The following is an 18,186-nucleotide window of genomic DNA, read 5'->3' on the forward strand; positions in this document are numbered from 1 at the left end:
CGATGATGTCTGCCAGATCGACTCCTCGGCGCGTGATGCGCATCGTCCTGATCGCTGCCCTGTTCCTCGTTATCGCCTTCTGTCTGGCGGTGGTGATCGTGCCGCGATTCCTCGACCGGATCTATTATCAGGGGCCGCGCACCGGGCATTATGATGGCGCGCGCTTCTTCAACGCGGATGGCAGCGACGACGACCTGCGGTTGCCGGGCAACAATCGGCTGGCGTTCTTGTGGCGGCAGGTGACGGGAAGTGACGGGCGCCCGGCCTGGCCTGCCAGGGTGTTCGTCCGCCCCGCCGCGCCGGCCGAGCTCTTGCCGCCGGGCGCGGCGGCGGGCCGGATGCGGGCGACGTGGATCGGGCACTCTAGCGTGCTGGTGCAGGTGCCGGGCCTCAACATCCTGACCGATCCGGTGTGGAGCACGAAGACCGGGCCGTTCGGGATCGGCGTGAAGCGAGTCACCGAACCCGGCATCCGGATGGCCGACCTGCCCAAGATCGACGTCGTGGTGCTGAGCCACAACCATTACGACCATTTCGACCTGCCGACGCTGAAGGCATTGTGGACGCGGGATCGTCCGCTGATCGTCACCAGCCTGGGCAACGATGCCCTGTTGCGGGCGGAGGGGATCGAGGCGGTGGCGCGGGATTGGGGCGGGGTGGTACCGGTGCCCGGCCATGCCGCGAAGGTGCATGTCACGCGCAACCATCATTGGGGCACGCGGTATCTGGCGGATCGCAATCGGGCCTTGTGGTCCAGCTTCGTGATCGAACTGCCGGCCGGCAATCTGTTCTTCGGTGGCGATACCGGGGCGGGCGATCTCGCCTGGGCCGACGAGGCGGCGCGGCTGGGCCGCATCCGGCTCGCGCTGATCCCGATCGGCGCGTTCCGCTTCGTGCCTGGCCAGATGGCATCGGCGGCGCATATCGGGCCGGTCGACGCCGTCGAGGTGTTCCGCCGGCTGGGCGCGCAGACCGCGATTCCGATCCATTGGGGCACCTTCCGACAGACCTACGAGGCGTATCTGACGCCGCCCAAATTGCTCGCCAAGGCGATGGCGTGCAGCCATCAGGCGGGCGATCCTGTCCGCCGGTTCGCGCCCGCGCAGATCGGCCGGCCGGTGGAGATTCCGGCGCTGGCCGATATCGCCGCGCCGCCGGTGGTGACGCGCGCGGCGGTGGTCAAATGCCTCGATACGCCGGCGGTGCGCGCGCTGCGTTAAAGTGTTTCGATCACCTTTGGTCACCCTCACCCTTCCGTCGCTGCGCTCCTCCCTCCCTCCCCCAACGGGAGAGGGAAAAGACGCCGAAGGCGGCGAAGGGTGAGGGCGACTACAGCAGCCTAGAGGACCGCCGCCACCAATTGCCGGAAGGCGTCGGTGCGGTGGCTGATCGCGGCCTTGGCCGCCGGGTCCATCTCGGCGAAGGTCTGTTCGTGGCCGTCGGCTACGAACACCGGATCGTAGCCGAAGCCCATCCGCCCACGGGGTGGCCAGGTGAGCATGCCGTCGATCCGCCCTTCGAACCATTCGACATGACCGTCCGGCCAGGCGAGCGCGAGCGTGCTGACGAAATGCGCGCGGCGGCTGACCTCCGGGCCGAGTGCGGCGAGTTTGTCCTCGACCTTGCCCATCGCCATCGTCCAGTCGCGCGTGCCCTCGGGCGTCTCGGCCCAATTGGCGGTGTAGACACCGGGATCGCCGTTCAGCGCATCGACGCACAGGCCGCTATCGTCGGCAAGCGCGGGCAGGCCGGAGAGATCGGCGGCCTGCATCGCTTTCAGCTCCGCATTGGCGACGAAGGTGGTGCCGGTCTCTTCCGGTTCGGGCAGGTCGAGGTCCGCCGCCGAGATCGGTTCGATCCCGTACGGCCCGAGCAAGTCGCGGATTTCGCGCAACTTGCCGGCATTGTGCGTGGCGATGACCAGCTTGCCGGGCTTCAGCTTGCGGATCGCCTGGGGCTGGTCACCTTCTGCACTCATTTCGCCACTGCCTTCGCTTGTGCCGCGAAGATGTCCGCGCAGCCGATACGGGCCAAACGCAGCAGACGCAAAAGAGCTTCCTCGTCATAGGTCGCGCCCTCGGCGGTGGCCTGTGCCTCGGCGATGTTGCCGTTTTCGAGCAGCACGAAATTGGCGTCGGCATCGGCATTCGAATCCTCGATATAATCGAGATCGAGCACCGGCGCGCCCTGGTGGATGCCGCAGCTGATTGCCGCGACCTTCTGCGTCAGCGGATCGGCGGTGAGCTTGCCGCTTTCGAGCAAGCCGTCGATCGCGAGGCGGAGCGCAACCCATGCGCCGGAGATCGAGGCGGTGCGGGTGCCGCCATCGGCCTGGATCACATCGCAATCGAGCACGATCTGGCGTTCGCCGAGCAGCTTCATGTCGGTGACGGCGCGCAAGCTGCGGCCGATCAGGCGCTGGATTTCCTGGGTGCGACCGGATTGCTTGCCCTTGGCCGCTTCGCGGTTGTTGCGCGTGTTGGTGGCGCGCGGCAGCATGCCGTATTCCGCCGTCACCCAACCCTCGCCCTTGCCGCGCATGAACGGCGGCACCTTTTCCTCGACCGAGGCGGTGACCAGCACCTTGGTGTCGCCGAAGCCGATCAGCACGGAACCCTCGGCATGTTTGGTGAAGCGCGGTTCGATGGTGATGACGCGCATCTGATCGGGGGCGCGGCCGGATGGGCGCATGAGAAATCTCCTCGGGAATGGTTGGCGGTGCCGTAGTGGGTGGCGCGGATCATGTCACCCCCGGGTGGACGGCGGGCGAAGTTCACACAAAGTCACGCGATATCGGCCTTGCGCAGCCTGACGGAGTCCTCCCCGGCGCGGTGGGTGATGTCGAACGGTTTCAAGCATTTCCCAACATTGCAAGGCCCGACACCGCTGGTCGACGGGCGCTATCGCGCCGAAACAAGGGGCGTTGAGCCGGACGGCGAAGTCCCCCATATCAGGTGCATGATGGCCCCCCCGATCAGCGACCTGAACGACCGCGCGCGCGACGTCTTCCGTGTCGTCGTGGAAAGCTATCTCAACACCGGATCGCCGACGGGATCGCGGACGATCGCGCAATTGTCCGGTCTGAACCTGTCGCCCGCATCGATCCGCAACGTGATGCAGGATCTGGAGGAACTTGGCCTGATCGCCAGCCCGCATACCAGCGCGGGGCGGCTGCCGACCGAATCCGGCTTGCGGCTGTTCGTCGACGGAATGATGCAGGCGCTGGAGCCGAGCGCCGAGGAACGATCGGCGATCGAGTCGCGCGTGAGCCAGCCGGGACCGGTCGAGGCGGCGCTGGCGGCGACAACTTTGGCACTATCCGGCCTGTCGGCCTGCGCCGGGCTGGTGATGGTGCCGAAGCGCGAACTGGTGTTGCGACAGATGAGCTTCGTGCCGCTGTCGCACGACAAGGCCTTGGCCGTCCTTGTCAGCGAGGAGGGCGCGGTGGAGAATCGCGTGATCGACCTGCCCGGCGGCGTCGATCCTTCCGCGTTGGTGCAGGCAGGCAATTACATGACCGCGATGCTCTCCGGCCTGACACTGGCCGAGGCGCGCGGGCGGCTGGAGCGCGAGATCCTCGACGAACGCGCGATGCTGGACGACGCGGCGCGCACGTTGATCGAGCGCGGGCTGGCGGTGTGGAGCGAGGATGGCGATCGCCGTCCGGTACTGATCGTGCGCGGGCAGGGGCGGTTGATCGACGCGGCGGATGCGGTGCAGTTGCAGCGCATCACCGAATTGCTCGATGATCTTGAGGGAAAGCAGGAGATTGCCGGGCTGCTCGACAGCGCGAGCGCGGGGGATTCGACGCGCATCTTCATCGGTGCGGAGAACAAATTGTTCTCGCTGTCGGGATCGTCGGTGATCGCCAAACCGTTCCGCGGGCTGGACGGCCGCGTGATCGGCGTGGTCGGGGTGATCGGGCCGACGCGGTTGAACTATGCCCGCGTCGTGCCCATGGTGGATTTTACGGCAGCCACGCTTGCGCGGCTCATGGGTTGAATGGGATTTCAGAGAGCGACATGAACGACGACGACATCAAGAACACTGCAGAGGCAACCGACCTGCGCGAGGAAACCGCCGAGGCTGCGCCGGAAGTGGCCGGACAGGACCGGGTGAAGGAGCTTGAGGCGCAACTGGCCGAGGCCAAGGCGTCGTTGCTCTATGCGCATGCCGAGGCGCAGAACATCCGCCGCCGCGCCGAGAAGGAAGCGCAGGACGCTCGCGCCTATGCTGCGACCGCATTCGCGCGCGACCTGCTGTCGGTGGCCGACAACCTCGCGCGCGGCCTGGATGCGATCCCTGCGGAGTTGCGTCAGGACGAGAAGATGAAGGGCCTGGTCGCCGGACTGGAGGCGACCGGACGCGAACTGGATTCGGTCTTTTCGCGGCACGGCATCACCAAGATGACGGTGATGGGCGAAACGCTCGACCCCAATCGCCACCAGGCGATGTTCGAACTGCCGAGCGACGAGAAGCCCGGCACCGTCGTGCAGGAGATGCAGGCGGGATATATGATCAAGGACCGCCTGTTGCGGCCGGCGCTTGTGGGTGTGGCGAAGGCGGCGGGATGATCGGCCGGGCAATCCTCTTTTGAAATCACTTCGGCCCGACTTCGAGAAAGCGCTTCGCTTTTTTGGTCGGGCCAGCCGCCAATTGGTGCAGCAGGGTTTCAGCGCCCCGGTTCTGGTCGGCGGTGCGGCGGTCGAATTGTATTCCAACAATCTGATCGCGACCGGCGACTTCGATATCGCCACGTCCCGGCAAGAAGAGTTCGAAGAAGCGTTGGCGCAACTCGGCTTCGTTCGACCGAGTGGGTCAGGCAGGGCGACAAGGGGATGGATGCATCCCGATTTCCGATTAGGTTTCGAGGTTGTTTCCTCGACGCTTCTCGAAGGCTTAGCCGATCGGGAGCGTGTGATTCAGCTCGATCTCGGAGCTGATGGCACCGTATCGATTCTGTCGATCGAGGATATGATCGCTGATCGGATGGGGCAATTCGCGTCCGGCTCCGCGCCCGAGATGCTGGCGCAGGCACAAGTGCTGGCCGCGCTTCACACGGACATGGACACCGCCTATCTGGAAAGAAGAATTAGGGAAGAGACAGCCGGTGACTTTGGCATTCAACACCTCGAAACCGATACCGCTGGATGATTTCGTTGCGGAAATAGAACGGCGCCGCATCGCTGCGGGCAACCCGGAGATGCCGCGCAATTCTGGTGACCGCCGGACGGAGAGTAAGCGCGCACTGTTGAAGGCAATCGAGCAGGCTGGGGGCACATGGTGAACGCCAACCTCACCGCCGATCGCCCGACCTTCGTCACGCATCTCGAATGTTCGCTGACCGGTGAGCGCTATGAGGCGGACCAGTTGCACGGGCTGTCCAAGGCCGGGCGGCCGTTGCTCGTCCGCTATGATCTGCCGGCGATCAAGGCGTTCCTGCCCAAGGCGATGCTGGAGGCGCGGGAGACCGATTTGTGGCGCTGGCGGGAGTTGCTGCCGGTGCGGCGCACGTCCGACATCGTCAGCCTGGGCGAGATCGAGACGCCGCTGATCCCGCTGACCCGGTCGGGCGGGCCAAACGTGCTGGTGAAGGACGAGGGGCGCTTGCCGACCGGCAGCTTCAAGGCGCGCGGTCTGGTGATGGCGGTGGCGATGGCCAAGGCGCTCGGCGTCACCCGGATCGCGATGCCGACCAATGGCAATGCCGGCGCGGCGCTGGCGGCGTATGCGACGCGCTGCGGGATCGAAACGATCGTATTCTGCCCGGACGATACGCCGGAGATCAACGTGCGCGAGATCGCATTGCAGGGCGCACGGGTGTACCGCGTGAACGGGCTGATCGACGATTGCGGGGCGATCGTAGGGCGCGGCGCGGCGGAAGGGCTGTGGTTCGATTTCTCGACACTGAGAGAGCCGTACCGGATCGAGGGCAAGAAGACGATGGGGCTGGAACTGGCCGCGCAGTTCGGCTGGAAGTTGCCACAGGCGATCTTCTATCCGACCGGCGGCGGGACGGGCCTGATCGGGATGTGGAAAGCGTTCGACGAACTCGAGAAGCTCGGCTGGATCGGATCGGAGCGACCGCGCATGTACGCCGTGCAGGCGAGCGGGTGCGCGCCGATCGTGCGCGCGTTCGATGACGGCGTCGAACATGCCGAGCGTTGGGAGGATGCGGCGACGGTCGCGGCGGGCATCCGCGTGCCCAAGGCGGTGGGCGACTTCCTGATCCTGCGCGCGGTGCGCGAGAGCGGCGGCAAGGCGATGGCGGTGGGCGATCCCGCGATCCTGCAGGCGGTGGACGACGCGGCGAAGAAGGACGGGCTGCTGCTTTGCCCCGAAGGTGGTGCGACGCTGGCGGCGTATCGCGAGGCGCTACGCTTGGGCTGGATCGACGAGGACGAAAGCGCGGTGCTGTTCAACTGCGCGACGGGCCTGAAATACCCGATGCCGGCGGCGGATGCGAAGGTCGATCGGCACGCGGAGATCGATCTGGCGGCGTTATAGTCGCGCGGTACCGAACGGCAGGATCGTCTCGTATTGCGCCAGATGCGGCGCGCCGGGGACGGTGCAGCCGCAGCGCAGCAGGAAGGCGTGGCGGACGATTTCCGCTTGTTGCTCCAGGCCATAGCGATGGAGCGGCTGGCCCGGTTTGATCGCGTAGTCGTAGCGGCAGAAGGGGTGGCGTTTCAGCGGCAGGACGATGCCTTTCTGATGCTGCCAGATGTGCGTCATCTCGTGCAGGAACAGGCCCTGATCGACCGGGTGGGCGACGGCGAAATCGTCGCGGTAGAGCGAGCCCTCGGGATGGAAATGGATGTTGCCGGTGGGCGCCATCACAGTTTCGCGCGGTTGGAAGAAGGCCCATTTGCGCCGGACGATGCGCACGGGGGCGTAATCGATCGCGCCGCCGAAGATCGAGCGGGCAAGATCGGTTTCGCCGGAGGTGAGGGGGCGAGCGTCGGTCATATGAAATAGGGGAACCGCTTCGTCGCGTTACCGGCCCTTGAACAGTCCGCCCAATATGCCGCGCACCAGCCCGCCGACCACGCCGGACGCTGCGCCGCGCGATGATCCGAACACCGCCTTCGACACCTCGTTCGCCACGCTTCGGCCCACTGCCGACGAAGCGCTGCGGGTGGCGGAGGTGATCGCGCGGTTCCAGGGGCTGTTCGCCGCCTCGCGTTCGGCCGCCTTCTGCTGCTGCTCGGTCAGTTTCGCCTGGCGATCCGCCTCGCGTTGCGCAGCGATGCGCTGGCGTTCGGCCTCCTTGGCGGCGACCGCGTCGGCCTTGGCTTGTAGCGCGGCGGCCTTGTCGGCTTCGGTCTTGGCCTTGGCTTCGGCGGCGGCGGCGGCGGCTTCGTTGCCCTTGGCGGCGAGGATCTCCTCGGCGGATTCTCGGTTCACCAGCGTATCGTATTTGGTGCCGATCGGATCGGTCTGGATCAGGACGCCGCGCTCGACCGGCGTGACCGGACCGACGCGCGAACGGGGCGGCTTGATCAATGTGCGCTCCACCGGCGAGGGCGAGCCGTCGGGCAGCAGCAAGGAGACGAGTGCCTCACCGACCTTAAGTTCGGTAATCACCGTCTCGACATCGACGCCAGGGTTGGCGCGGAAGGTGGTCGCGGCGGACTTCACCGCCGCCTGATCGCGCGGAGTGAAGGCGCGGAGGGCGTGCTGGACGCGATTGCCGAGCTGACCGGCGACGGTATCGGGGATATCGATCGGGTTCTGCGTGATGAAGTAGATGCCGACGCCCTTGGAACGGATCAGGCGCACGACCTGTTCGATCTTGTCGAGCAGCGCCTTGGGCGCTTCGTCGAACAGCAGATGCGCCTCGTCAAAGAAGAAACAGAGCTTGGGCTTTTCGGGATCGCCGATCTCGGGGAGATGTTCGAACAATTCACTCATCAGCCAGAGCAGGAAGGTGGAATAAAGCTTCGGGCTGGCCATCAACTTGTCGGCGGCGAGGATGTTGACGATGCCGCGACCCTTGTCGTCGACGCCGATGAAATCGTCCATGTCGAGCGCGGGTTCGCCGAAGAAATGGTCGCCGCCCTGACTGCGCAGTTGCAGCAGCGAGCGTTGGATCGTGCCGAGGCTGGCCTTGCTGACATTGCCGTAGGTGGTGGTGAGTTCGTCGGCGCGTTCGCCGCAATGGACCAGCATCGACTGAAGATCGTCGAGGTCGAGGATCAGCAGCCCGTCCTTGTCGGCAACGTGGAAAGCGATGTTGAGCACGCCCTCCTGCACGTCGTTCAGGTCGAGCAGGCGCGAGAGCAGCAGCGGCCCCATCTCGCTGACGGTGGTGCGGATCGGGTGGCCCTGCTCGCCGTAGAGATCCCAGAATTGCACCGGGTTGTCGCTGTACGACCAGTCGGTCTCGCCGATCTCGGCGGCGCGCGCGGCGAAGATTTCGTGAGTCTTGGCGGTGGGCGAACCGGCCATGGCGAGGCCGGAAAGGTCGCCCTTCACGTCGGCGACGAAGCACGGCACGCCGCGTTCGGAAAAGCCCTCGATAATACCCTGCAACGTAACGGTCTTGCCGGTGCCGGTCGCGCCCGCGATCAGGCCGTGGCGATTGGCGCGCTTCAGTTCCAGGTTCTGCGGGTTGGTGCCGCCGGGTCCGCTGCCGATGAAGATAGGTCCGTCCGCCATGATCGCTCCCGGTAATGTTAGGGGGAGCTTATCGCGTTTTTGGCGGAGCGGGGAAACCAAAATCCTGCCCGGTACGGGGGGGGTGCCCGGCTACTTCAGCCGGGTGTTGGAGGGGGCGGGCCTCAAGCGCGCCGCCTGCGGCCCGCCCCCCTCCACCATTCGCTGAATGCTCATGGTCCCCTCCCCGTGCCGGGGAGGAGTTAAAGCGTTACTTCTTGATCTTGATGGCGAGGAAGCCGCTGGCACCGCGTGGACGTTGCAGGAAGATCAGCACCTGATCGCGACCAGCCGCCTTGGCCGCGCCGATCGCCGTGGCGACATCGGCGGCGGTGCGGGTCGGCACGCGGTTGACCGAGACGATCACGTCGCCGCGCTTCAGGCCCTTGGTCGCGGCATCGCTCGACGGATCGACCGTCGCGATCACCACGCCCTGCACCGTTGCGTCGAGGCCCAGATTGCGCGCGATGGCGGGCGTCAACGGCACGACCTGCACGCCGAGCGCGTTGGCACCAGCGACCTGACCGTTCTGCTGATCGTCGGTACCGGGCAGGCCGTCATCGTCGTCTCCGCCACCGTTCAGTGCGGCGAGCTGATCTTCGGTGGGGCGCGTGCCGATCGTCGCGTTCAGCGAGAGCGGCTTGCCGTCGCGGATGACGTCGAGCTTCGTGCTGCTGCCCGGTGCGGTATTGGCGACGAGATAGCTGAGCGTCTGATCCGGCGTGACATCCTTTCCGCCGACGCGGACAACGACATCGCCCTGCTTCAGGCCGGCCTTGGCCGCGCCTTCGCCCGGCTCGACGCGCGAGACGATCTCGCCGCGATCCTTGGGCAGGCCGAGTGCGCTGGCGATATCCTCGCTCATCGGCTGAATGCCGATGCCGAGATAACCGCGCTTCACCGCCACGCCTTTGCGCAGCGTGTCGATCACCGGCTTGGCATCCTCGGCGGGGATCGCGAAGCCGATGCCGACGCTGCCGCCGGTCGGCGAGATGATCTGAGAGTTGATGCCGATCACGTTGCCGTTGAGATCGAACATCGGGCCGCCCGAATTGCCCTGGTTGATCGAGGCATCGGTCTGGATGAAGCGATCATAGGCACCCGGCTGGCCGGTGGCGCGGTGCAGCGCAGAGACGATGCCGGCGGTGACGGTCGAGCCGAGGCCGAAGGGATTGCCGATCGCCAGCACCCAATCGCCGACGCGCGCCGTCGGCGTATCGCCGAACTTGACGAACGGCAGGTTGGTCGCGTCGATCTTGAGCAGCGCCAGATCGGAAGCCGGATCGCGGCCGATCAGCTTGGCGGTATATTCCTTACGGTCGATCATGATCACCTTGATCGATTCGACCGTCGCACCCTTCGCGCCGGGCGCGATGACATGGTTGTTGGTCACAACATAGCCGTCGGGCGAGATAATGAAGCCCGAGCCGAGCGACTGCGCCTCGCGCGTTACCGGGCCGCCTTGGCCGCCGTTCATCTGGCCGAACAGATCACCGAGCGGCGTGCCCTGGAAGGGGTTGGGCTGAGCCTGCTGCGTAATCTTCTGGGTAGTCGAGATGTTGACCACGGCGGGCTGCAGCTTCGCGACCATATCGGCGAAGCTCATCGGCGCGCCTGGCTTGGGCGCTGCGGCCTGGATCGCGCCCGGCTCGTTCTGCGCAACCTGCGCGGAAGCCGAGGGCTGGTAGATCATGGTCGCGGCGGTGCCGCTCAGCAGCAGGGCACCGGTGATGGCGTAAGCATAACGCACGTGGGGTATTTCCTCTCGATTGCCAGTTGAGCAACGTGCCTGTTCTTGGGGTCTCGTTGCTGAACGGCGATTGAATATGAATGGACTGAAAGTATCCCGCCCTTATTTCCCGCGACCCTGGAATTCGCGCAAATATGCGTTGTTCGGCGACAGGACAAAAGACGTATTGCCGCGTGGCTTGCCGTCGTTGTTTGCTCCGAACGTATAGCGATAGGACTGCATCGCGCGGTAGAAATCGTAGAAATCCGCATCCTTGTTGAACGCCTCGGCATAGATCTTTGCCGCGCCGGCATCGGCCTCGGCGCGGATGATCTGTGCCTGTTGCTGGCCGCGCGCGGTGATCGTCGCCGATTCCTGCTGACGGGCGGTGCGCATGCGCTGCAACGCGCTGTCCAGCGGGCTGCCGTCCGGCAGATCGGCACGCTTGATCCGCACGTCGACGATCTGCACGCCATATTGGCTCGCCTGACGCTGCAGCCCGGCCTGGATATTGTCCATCACCTGGCCACGCTCCGGGCTGAGCAAAGCGGCGAACGGGCGCTTGCCGAGTTCGTTGCGTAAGGCCGAGCCGAGCAGCGGGCTGAGATTGGCGATGATCCGCTCTTCGGTATCGCTGGTGCTGCCGGTCGATACGACTGCCTTCAACGGATCGATTACGCGGAAGCGGGCAAACGCATCGACCGAGAGACGTAGCTGATCGGTCGAGAGCACCTGGGTGTTCTCCAGCTCGACGTCGAGCACCCGCTTGTCGACCCAGACCAGGCGGTCGAGGAACGGCATACGGAAGATCAGGCCCGCGCCGGTGTTGCCGAACTGCTCGTTCGGCTTCCAGCGATTGACCGTGCGGTACGGATTCTCGAGCCGCAGCACGACGACCTGCTTGGTCTCCGGCACGATGCTGGCGGTGCTGGCCAGGACGATTAGCAGCAGCAGGGCGACGATGCCGGACACGACCGGGTTGCGCAGGATGAGGTTCACTGGCCGCCTCCCGTCGCGGGGGCGGGGGTAGGCTTGGCCGGGGCCGCCTCGGGCAAAGCGCGCCCGGCACCGGGCAGCGGCAGATACGGCACGACGCCGGGGGCCTCGATGATCGTCTTGTCGCTCTTGGCCAGAACGGCCTCCATCGTCTCGTAATACATGCGGCGGCGGGTCACTTCGGGGGCCAGGCGATATTGTTCGTAAACCTTGTCGAACGAAGTCGCCTCGCCCTGCGCGAAGGCCAAGGTCTGCTGGGCATAACCGCGCGCCAGGTTGATGTTGCTCTGCGCGGCCTGTTGCGCGGCGGACACCGCCTTGAAGTCGTCGATCACCGCATTCGGTGCCTGCGACTGGCGGATCGCGATGCCGCGGATCCGCACGCCGGAATTATAACTGTCGAGCACTTCCTGCATCAGTTGCTGCACCCGTGCCTCGACCACGCCGCGGCCCGAACCGATCGCATCATCGAGCGGGGTGGTGGCGATCACCGCGCGCATCGCGCTCTCGGCGGTGGCGCGCACGGTTTCCTTCGGGTTGGCGATCTGGAACACGTAATCCTGCGGGTTGGAGATGTCCCAGCGCACCGAATAAGCGAGATCGATGATATTCTGGTCCGCGGTGAGGACGAGGTTCTCGCCACCCGAGCCGCTCGGGAAATCATCCGTCTGGATGTTCTGCACATCGACCTTGAAGACGTTGGAGAAAGGCGCGGGCAGCGTGACGCGGATGCCCGGCTTCAGCGTGTTCGAATAGCGCCCGAGCGTGGTGACGACACCGAGCTGCTGCGGGCCGATCTGCCAGATGCTGGTAAGCAGGATCCATGCGACGAAGATCAGCCCGACGCCGATCAGCCACAGGTTCCGCGCACCGGGCGATCCCGGCAGGCCGGGGAAGCTCCCGCCGCCGCCACCGCCGCCGGTGCCGCGCGCACGGCGCAGGAATTCGTCGAGCGCGGTCGGCTTGGCACCGCGGGGCCCACCCGGCGGCACAGCCCAGGGATTGCGCGGCCCACCGCCGTCGTTGCCGCTGTTGTTGCCGTTGCCCCCACCACTACCGGCACCCCAGGGGCTTTTCGGCGCATCGGAGAAATGGATATTGAAGCGCTGGAGCCAGCCGGTGAGGATCGTCATTCCGTCTTTATAGGGGCGGGACATTACGAAAAACAGTGGCAAGCACCCTTAACGGCCCTATCTGCGCGGCTATGGCACATAATATTACATTGGACGGCGCGCTGGAGCGGGTTGCGGGCGCGCGTGCGACAGCCCGGCTGGAGGACGGACGCGCGAGCATCATCCTCGACGTGACGGGTCTGGAAGAGTCTACGCGCGACGCGCTGGAGGCGGACGTGCGTGCCGCCGCGCTCTCGGTTCCGGGCATCGCGACGGTGCGGGTGGCACAGACGAGCCAGCGGACCACGCGGCGGATCGTGGCGGTGGCGAGCGGGAAAGGCGGGGTGGGCAAGTCCACCGTCTCGACCAACCTCGCATTGGCGCTGCATGCGCTCGGGCGCCGCGTCGGGCTGGTGGATGCCGACATCTATGGGCCGTCGCAGCCCAAATTGATGGGCGTGGAGGGGAGCAAGCCGACCGCGCACGACAAGCAGTTGCAGCCCGTCTCGACACCGTACGGCGTGCCGATGCTGTCGATGGGCATGCTGGTCGCGGCGGATCAGGCGGTGGCATGGCGCGGGCCGATGGCGGCGGGCGCGCTGGGCCAGATGCTGGAGGCGAACTGGAGCAATCAGGATCTGCTGGTCGTCGATCTGCCGCCCGGCACCGGCGACGTGCAATTGACGATGGTACAGAAGCACAAGCCCGCCGGGGCGGTGATCGTTTCAACGCCGCAGGATCTGTCGCTGATCGATGCCAAGCGGGCGATCGATTTCTTCGTCAAGGCGGGCGTACCGATCATCGGTCTGGTCGAGAACATGGCGGGCTATGCCTGTCCGCATTGCGGTGAAGTGTCCGATCCGTTCGGGCGCGGCGGAGCGGAGGCGGCGGCGGCGGCCCTGGGCATCGCGTTTCTCGGGCGCATTCCGCTCGATATCGCGATTCGGACCGCGTCGGATGCGGGCACGCCGCCGGTCGCGGGGAACGGGGTGGAGGCGGCCGCGTTCAGGGATGTGGCGGCGCGTGTCGACGAATGGCTGACCGCCCACAAATAATACCGTCTGTCCTAAGCCTGTCGAAGGACTGCCTTTCTTGTCTACCGTCGAATAGAAGGGCAGCGCTTCGACAGGCTCAGCACGGACGGATAGGAAGGACGATCGAATGCCCCTCACCACAGACGCTGAGATCAAAGCCCTGCTGGAATCCGCGCGGACCATTGCCCTGGTCGGTGCCTCCGACCGGCCGGACCGCCCCTCCAACGGCGTGATGAAGACGCTGCAGGACCATGGCTATCGCGTGATCCCGATCAACCCGCAGATCACCGGCGAGCATATCCACGGCGAATTCGTGTTTCGCGAACTGGCGCAGCTCGGCGACCCGATCGATATCGTGGATATTTTCCGCAATTCCGCTGCCGCCGGCGAAGCGGTCGATCAGGCGATCGCGATCGGCGCGAAGGCGGTGTGGATGCAATTGGGCGTCATCAATCACGAGGCAGCGGCGCGCGCCGAGGCGGCGGGGTTGCAGGTCGTGATGGATCGCTGTCCGGCGATCGATATCCCGCGTCTGGGCGTGGCGAAGATCGAAGCCTCGGCCTCGGCCTGAATCTCGCCACCTTTGGCCAGCATCATTCCGGGCATGCTTCTCGCGCTCCTCCTCGCCCAGGCCGATCCGGCGACCGTATCGAGCAAGCCTGCGACCAATTCGTGGTCGATCCTGGAGCCGATTGCCAACGAGCCCTGTAGCCGGGCCGATGCCGCGGCGGACAAGAACGACCAGAACATCGTCGTCTGCGCGCAGCCGCTGCCGTCGCAGAAGCTGCCCTACCCGAACGAGGTGATCCCCAAGGGACCGACGCCTTCCAATCCGGAAATGCGGGCGAGCGGGGCGCTGAATGCCGAGGCGTCGCCCTGCGCGACCCGGCTGGGTGGATGCCAGGTCGGGTTCGGCCCCCCGGTCATGCCGATCATCGCGGGCGCGGTCGATCTCGCCAAGCGCGCGTTTGCGAAGAAACCGGACAAGAGGGGGCGGGTCGCGATCCTGCTCGACGCGCCGCCCCCGCCGAGCGTCATCCTACCCTAGGATATGCATCCACATCGGCTGGCCGAGCAGGCTTTGCGAGCCGCGAAGCTTTTCCAACGCCTGTGCCACGCTCCGCTCCGGCCCCTCATGCGTCACGATCGCGACCAGCACGCTGCCGTCCTCGCCGCCGGAGCCGCGCTGGATCAGGCTTTCGATCGACACGCCGGCATCGCGCATCGCCGCCGCGATCTCGGCGAGCACGCCGACCTTGTCCGCCACGGTGAAGCGCACATAAGCGCGCGCACGGCGTTCGCCGGTGTCGGCGGGCGTGTGCTCAGCCAGCGAATTGGCGGGCATCGCGAAGGCCGGGCCGTATTCGCCGCGCGCGATGTCGATCAGGTCCGCCACCACCGCGCTCGCGGTCGGGCCGTCGCCCGCACCCGCGCCCTGGAACAGCAACCGGCCGACGAAATTGCCCTCCGCCACCACCGCATTGGTAGCGCCGGTGATATGCGCGAGCGGATGATCGATCGGCACAAGGTGCGGATGCACGCGCTGGAACAGGCCGTTCGGGCCATCCTCGGCGATGCCGATCAGGCGGATGCGATAACCCAAGGCCGCCGCCTCCGCGATGTCGGCGGCGATGACGTGGCGGATGCCGTTCGCGACCACGCCGCCGAACGCCGGCTGCGTGCCGAAGGCGATGCTGGAGAGGATCGACAGCTTGTGCGCGGCATCGACGCCGTCGATATCGAAGGTCGGGTCGGCCTCGGCATAGCCCAGCGCCTGCGCCTCGCTCAGCACCTCGGCGAAGTCGCGACCCCCCCCTTGTTCTCTTGGCGCCTCCATCTTCGACAGGATGAAATTGCACGTGCCGTTGAGGATGCCATAGACGCGCGCGATCTCGTTCGCCGCCGCACCTTCGCGAAGGCCCTTGATCACCGGGATGCCGCCCGCCACCGCCGCCTCGAACTTCAGCGCGGCCTGCGCCTGTTCGGCGGCGCGCGCCAATTCCAGGCCGTGATGCGCGATCATCGCCTTGTTGGCGGTGACGAAGCCCTTGCCCGATTTCAGCGCCGCGCGGGCGAGCGTGAGCGCCGGGCCGTCCGAACCGCCGACCAGTTCGACCACCACGTCGGCGTCCGGATGCGCGGCCAGCGCCGTGGTGTCATCGACCCATTCGAAACGCGACAGATCGACGCCGCGATCCTTCGTCCGGTCCCGCGCCGACACCGCGACGATCTCTATGCCGCGTCCGGCGCGGCGCGCGATCAGCGCGGCGTTGGCGTCGAGCAGACGGATGACGCCGCCACCGACGGTGCCGAGCCCGGCGAGCGCGATGCGTAAAGGTTTGGTCATCATTCCCCCGTCACCCCGGACTTGCTCCGGGAACCGCTGTGCCGCAGGCGCGATGTTCGAGGATCGCGCGCCGACGTCGCGGCTGCGCTAGCGGAGGAGTGGACCCCGGAACAAGTCCGGGGTGAGGTGAATCGAGCGTTATTTCTTCACCAGCCCGATCTCCACCAGCCGCTCGAACAGGTAATCGTGCGCGGTGATCGGCTCCGGATAGCGGTTCGGGTTGTCCGGCGTGATGCAGCCCGGCAGCGTTTCGATCAGGAAATCCGGCGCGGGGTGCAGGAAGAACGGCATCGAATAGCGCGAATGGCCGCGGCGTTCAGGGGGCGGATTGACGACGCGGTGCGTCGTCGAGGGCAGGACGTTGTTGGTCAGCCGCTGCAGCATGTCGCCGACATTGACGACCATCGCGCCTTCGGGCGGCTTGATCGCCAGCCACTTGCCGTCGCTGCCGAGCAGTTCGAGGCCCGCTTCCTCGGCACCGAGCAGCAATGTGATCAGATTGATATCCTCATGCGCCCCGGCGCGAACGCCTTCGGCATCGGCGGGGATCGGGGGATAATGCAGCAGGCGCAGCACGCTGTTGCCGTCGCCGACCGCGGGATCGAACCAGTGCGGGTCGAGCTTCAAATGGCGCGCGATCGCGGAGAGCAAGCGGTCGCCCGCGCGATCGAACGCCGCGAACAATTCCAAGAACACAGGCTTGAAGCCCTCCGGCCGCGACGGCCAGACGTTCGGCGCCATCTGAGCGGCGAAGCGATGCCCCTCGGGCAGTTCGCGCCCGACATGCCAGAATTCCTTGAGGTCGACCGCGCTCGCGCCCTTGGCGATCTCGGTCTTGAACGGGGTGTAGCCGCGCGCGCCGCCGCCGCCCGGCGTATGATAGCCACGCTTCTCGTCATCCGGCAGTTCGAACAATTTCTTGGTCTCGGCCCAGGCGCGCTCGATCAGATCGTCGGGAATGCCATGATCGGAGACGACCGCGAAGCCGAAGCGTTCGAACGACCCGCCGAGCGCAGCGGCGAAGCCGACCGGATCGGCGGCCTCGTCCTTCAGCGACAAAGCGGGAACTTGAGCGGCGGGGGTATCGAGCATCGTTTACATGTTCCGTTTCGGTATGATGGCGCGCAGCATATCGCGTCATCGGCGATCCGAACAGGGCGAGGTGCCGTTGTGCAAATACTATCCGCCGTGTTCCCCGGCGAAGGCCGGGGTCGGTCGCGAAGGTCGAGATTATTACGCGCAGCGCCTGATTATTTCCCTTTCCCGACGAGGCCCCGGCCTTCGCCGGGGAACAGACGAAATCTCATCGGCTACGGTCCGCATCAACTTCCCAGAACGATCGTGCCCTTCGACTTCGCCGCCCCATCCGGCGAGAGATTCAACGTGAACGGCTTGCCTTCGTCGGTCGTGCCGGTCAGCCCGCTGCCACTGGCCTTCACGTTGAACTTTGCACCGCTGTTGAGCTTTTCGAGAAACCAGCCGCGCACCGTATCGGGCGTTGCGGGGCTGGAAAAGCTGACCTTCACGGTGCCGCTATCCTCGTCGCCGCCGGCTCCATCCTTGGCATCGATGTTCATCCCGCTGATCGTCGATCCGGGGTAGAGATGGACACCGTTCATGTCGAAATTGTCAGCATCCAACTTGATCTTGGGCATCTTGATCTTGCCCGAGAAGCCGGGGACGTTGAGAGATACCTGTCCGGTCTTGCCGTCGACGCCCGCGATCATGTTGCCGTCGGCGTCTGTGGTGTTGATCGAGATCGACGTGCCCTCCTTCCCGCTATCGCACGCAGCGAGCGGTGCGACGAGGATCAGGACCAAGGCGAGTTTGCGGATCATGGCGGCCTCCAAGGTGTTGTATATATCCAACACACTAGACCCAGCCATGATCGCCGTCAACGATCAGCGCAGCAGGCGCTCCATCGTCTTCTCGTGCAGCCAGATGTTCATCGTCGCGCTGTCATTGGTGTCACCGGTATAGCCGAGTTCGCCGGCCAGCTTCTTGCGGTTTTCCAGACTCGAATCCTGGCCCAGCGCCTTCATCAGATCGACGATCGACGTCTTGTAGTTGAGATCCTCGCCACGGGCCTTCGCGCGATCGTCCAGCACGGCGTAGATCGCTTCCGCAGTGGGGGCAGGTTTGGCGGCGGGGGCCGGCGGGGGAGGGGGCGGCGGCGCGGCGGCGGCCGGTGCCGCGGCAGGCGGTGGAGAAGCAGGGGCTGCCGGCGTTTCGTCCTTGCCGAAGATCGCGTCCTTGATCGCACCGAATACGCTCATCTTACTTCTCCCTTGGTTATGTCTCCGCAACAAT

General features: G+C 65.8%; 19 protein-coding genes. 8 read left to right on the forward strand and 11 right to left on the reverse strand.

Annotated elements, in window-relative coordinates; translation table 11 throughout:
• Window positions 1-2: 2 nt before the first annotated feature.
• The gene (locus tag ASG11_RS08150; RefSeq protein WP_236697427.1) at window positions 3-1,220 is read left to right on the forward strand and encodes an MBL fold metallo-hydrolase; all 1,218 of its coding nucleotides are present in this window, start codon (window positions 3-5) and stop codon (window positions 1,218-1,220) included.
• Window positions 1,221-1,339: 119 nt separating this feature from the next.
• Here the strand turns inward: ASG11_RS08150 and rdgB are convergent, their stop codons facing one another.
• A complete protein-coding gene (rdgB, locus tag ASG11_RS08155) occupies window positions 1,340-1,978 on the reverse strand; it encodes an RdgB/HAM1 family non-canonical purine NTP pyrophosphatase (protein WP_055777558.1) in 639 nt (212 codons plus the stop codon).
• Complete coding sequence (gene rph, locus ASG11_RS08160; protein ID WP_055777561.1) at window positions 1,975-2,691, reverse strand: ribonuclease PH; 717 nt, start codon at window positions 2,689-2,691, stop codon at window positions 1,975-1,977. The genes rdgB and rph overlap by 4 nt, the downstream gene beginning before the upstream one ends.
• 267 nt (window positions 2,692-2,958) lie before the next feature.
• Between rph and hrcA the strand changes: the two genes are divergently transcribed.
• From hrcA to ASG11_RS08180, 4 genes are all read left to right on the forward strand, one after another.
• A complete protein-coding gene (gene hrcA, locus ASG11_RS08165) occupies window positions 2,959-4,002 on the forward strand; it encodes a heat-inducible transcriptional repressor HrcA (RefSeq protein ID WP_055777564.1) in 1,044 nt (347 codons plus the stop codon).
• A 20-nt stretch (window positions 4,003-4,022) separates the two neighbouring features.
• Window positions 4,023-4,574: a nucleotide exchange factor GrpE gene (gene grpE, locus ASG11_RS08170; protein ID WP_055777567.1), complete on the forward strand. Its 552-nt coding sequence runs from the start codon at window positions 4,023-4,025 to the stop codon at window positions 4,572-4,574.
• Between the two features lie 19 nt (window positions 4,575-4,593).
• A complete protein-coding gene (locus ASG11_RS08175) occupies window positions 4,594-5,154 on the forward strand; it encodes a hypothetical protein (RefSeq protein ID WP_055777570.1) in 561 nt (186 codons plus the stop codon).
• A gap of 126 nt (window positions 5,155-5,280) precedes the next feature.
• Entirely contained in the window at window positions 5,281-6,507 is a 1,227-nt protein-coding gene (locus tag ASG11_RS08180; RefSeq protein WP_055777573.1) for a threonine synthase, read from the forward strand.
• On the opposite strand, the gene ASG11_RS08185 is transcribed toward ASG11_RS08180, so the two are convergent.
• The 5 genes from ASG11_RS08185 to hflK all read right to left on the reverse strand — a co-directional run bounded on the left by ASG11_RS08185 (window position 6,502) and on the right by hflK (window position 12,516).
• Complete coding sequence (locus ASG11_RS08185; RefSeq protein WP_055777576.1) at window positions 6,502-6,969, reverse strand: hypothetical protein; 468 nt, start codon at window positions 6,967-6,969, stop codon at window positions 6,502-6,504. The two genes, ASG11_RS08180 and ASG11_RS08185, sit on opposite strands and share 6 nt — an antisense overlap.
• 27 nt (window positions 6,970-6,996) lie before the next feature.
• Window positions 6,997-8,661: a helicase HerA-like domain-containing protein gene (locus ASG11_RS08190; protein WP_055777578.1), complete on the reverse strand. Its 1,665-nt coding sequence runs from the start codon at window positions 8,659-8,661 to the stop codon at window positions 6,997-6,999.
• Window positions 8,662-8,869: 208 nt separating this feature from the next.
• On the reverse strand, window positions 8,870-10,408 hold the full coding sequence (locus tag ASG11_RS08195; protein ID WP_055777581.1) for a trypsin-like peptidase domain-containing protein: 1,539 nt from the start codon (window positions 10,406-10,408) through the stop codon (window positions 8,870-8,872).
• A 102-nt stretch (window positions 10,409-10,510) separates the two neighbouring features.
• Window positions 10,511-11,386, reverse strand: coding sequence for a protease modulator HflC (hflC, locus tag ASG11_RS08200; protein ID WP_055777584.1), 876 nt, complete (start codon window positions 11,384-11,386; stop codon window positions 10,511-10,513).
• A complete protein-coding gene (gene hflK / locus ASG11_RS08205; RefSeq protein ID WP_055777587.1) occupies window positions 11,383-12,516 on the reverse strand; it encodes a protease modulator HflK in 1,134 nt (377 codons plus the stop codon). Before hflK ends, hflC begins: the two co-directional genes overlap by 4 nt.
• Before the next feature lie 71 nt (window positions 12,517-12,587).
• On the opposite strand from hflK, the gene ASG11_RS08210 reads away from it, so the two are divergent.
• From ASG11_RS08210 to ASG11_RS08220, 3 genes are all read left to right on the forward strand, one after another.
• A complete protein-coding gene (locus ASG11_RS08210; RefSeq protein WP_055777590.1) occupies window positions 12,588-13,550 on the forward strand; it encodes an Mrp/NBP35 family ATP-binding protein in 963 nt (320 codons plus the stop codon).
• A gap of 106 nt (window positions 13,551-13,656) precedes the next feature.
• Window positions 13,657-14,100, forward strand: coding sequence for a CoA-binding protein (locus ASG11_RS08215; protein WP_055777592.1), 444 nt, complete (start codon window positions 13,657-13,659; stop codon window positions 14,098-14,100).
• A 33-nt stretch (window positions 14,101-14,133) separates the two neighbouring features.
• Window positions 14,134-14,577, forward strand: a complete 444-nt coding sequence (locus ASG11_RS08220) for a hypothetical protein (protein ID WP_082472804.1) — start codon at window positions 14,134-14,136, stop codon at window positions 14,575-14,577.
• Here the strand turns inward: ASG11_RS08220 and ASG11_RS08225 are convergent.
• From ASG11_RS08225 to ASG11_RS08240, 4 genes are all read right to left on the reverse strand, one after another.
• The gene (locus tag ASG11_RS08225; RefSeq protein WP_055780544.1) at window positions 14,569-15,876 is read right to left on the reverse strand and encodes a homoserine dehydrogenase; all 1,308 of its coding nucleotides are present in this window, start codon (window positions 15,874-15,876) and stop codon (window positions 14,569-14,571) included. The genes ASG11_RS08220 and ASG11_RS08225 overlap by 9 nt on opposite strands.
• Window positions 15,877-16,014: 138 nt before the next feature.
• Window positions 16,015-16,968 carry an isopenicillin N synthase family dioxygenase gene (locus ASG11_RS08230; protein WP_055777598.1) on the reverse strand — a complete coding sequence of 318 codons (954 nt, stop codon included), beginning with the start codon at window positions 16,966-16,968 and terminating at the stop codon, window positions 16,015-16,017.
• Between the two features lie 230 nt (window positions 16,969-17,198).
• Complete coding sequence (locus ASG11_RS08235; protein ID WP_156363701.1) at window positions 17,199-17,714, reverse strand: hypothetical protein; 516 nt, start codon at window positions 17,712-17,714, stop codon at window positions 17,199-17,201.
• Window positions 17,715-17,777: 63 nt separating this feature from the next.
• The gene (locus ASG11_RS08240; RefSeq protein ID WP_055777605.1) at window positions 17,778-18,152 is read right to left on the reverse strand and encodes a DUF3597 domain-containing protein; all 375 of its coding nucleotides are present in this window, start codon (window positions 18,150-18,152) and stop codon (window positions 17,778-17,780) included.
• Window positions 18,153-18,186 lie beyond the last annotated feature (34 nt).

Origin of the sequence: Sphingomonas sp. Leaf357 (assembly GCF_001423845.1) — a bacterium.
Lineage (GTDB): Bacteria > Pseudomonadota > Alphaproteobacteria > Sphingomonadales > Sphingomonadaceae > Sphingomonas.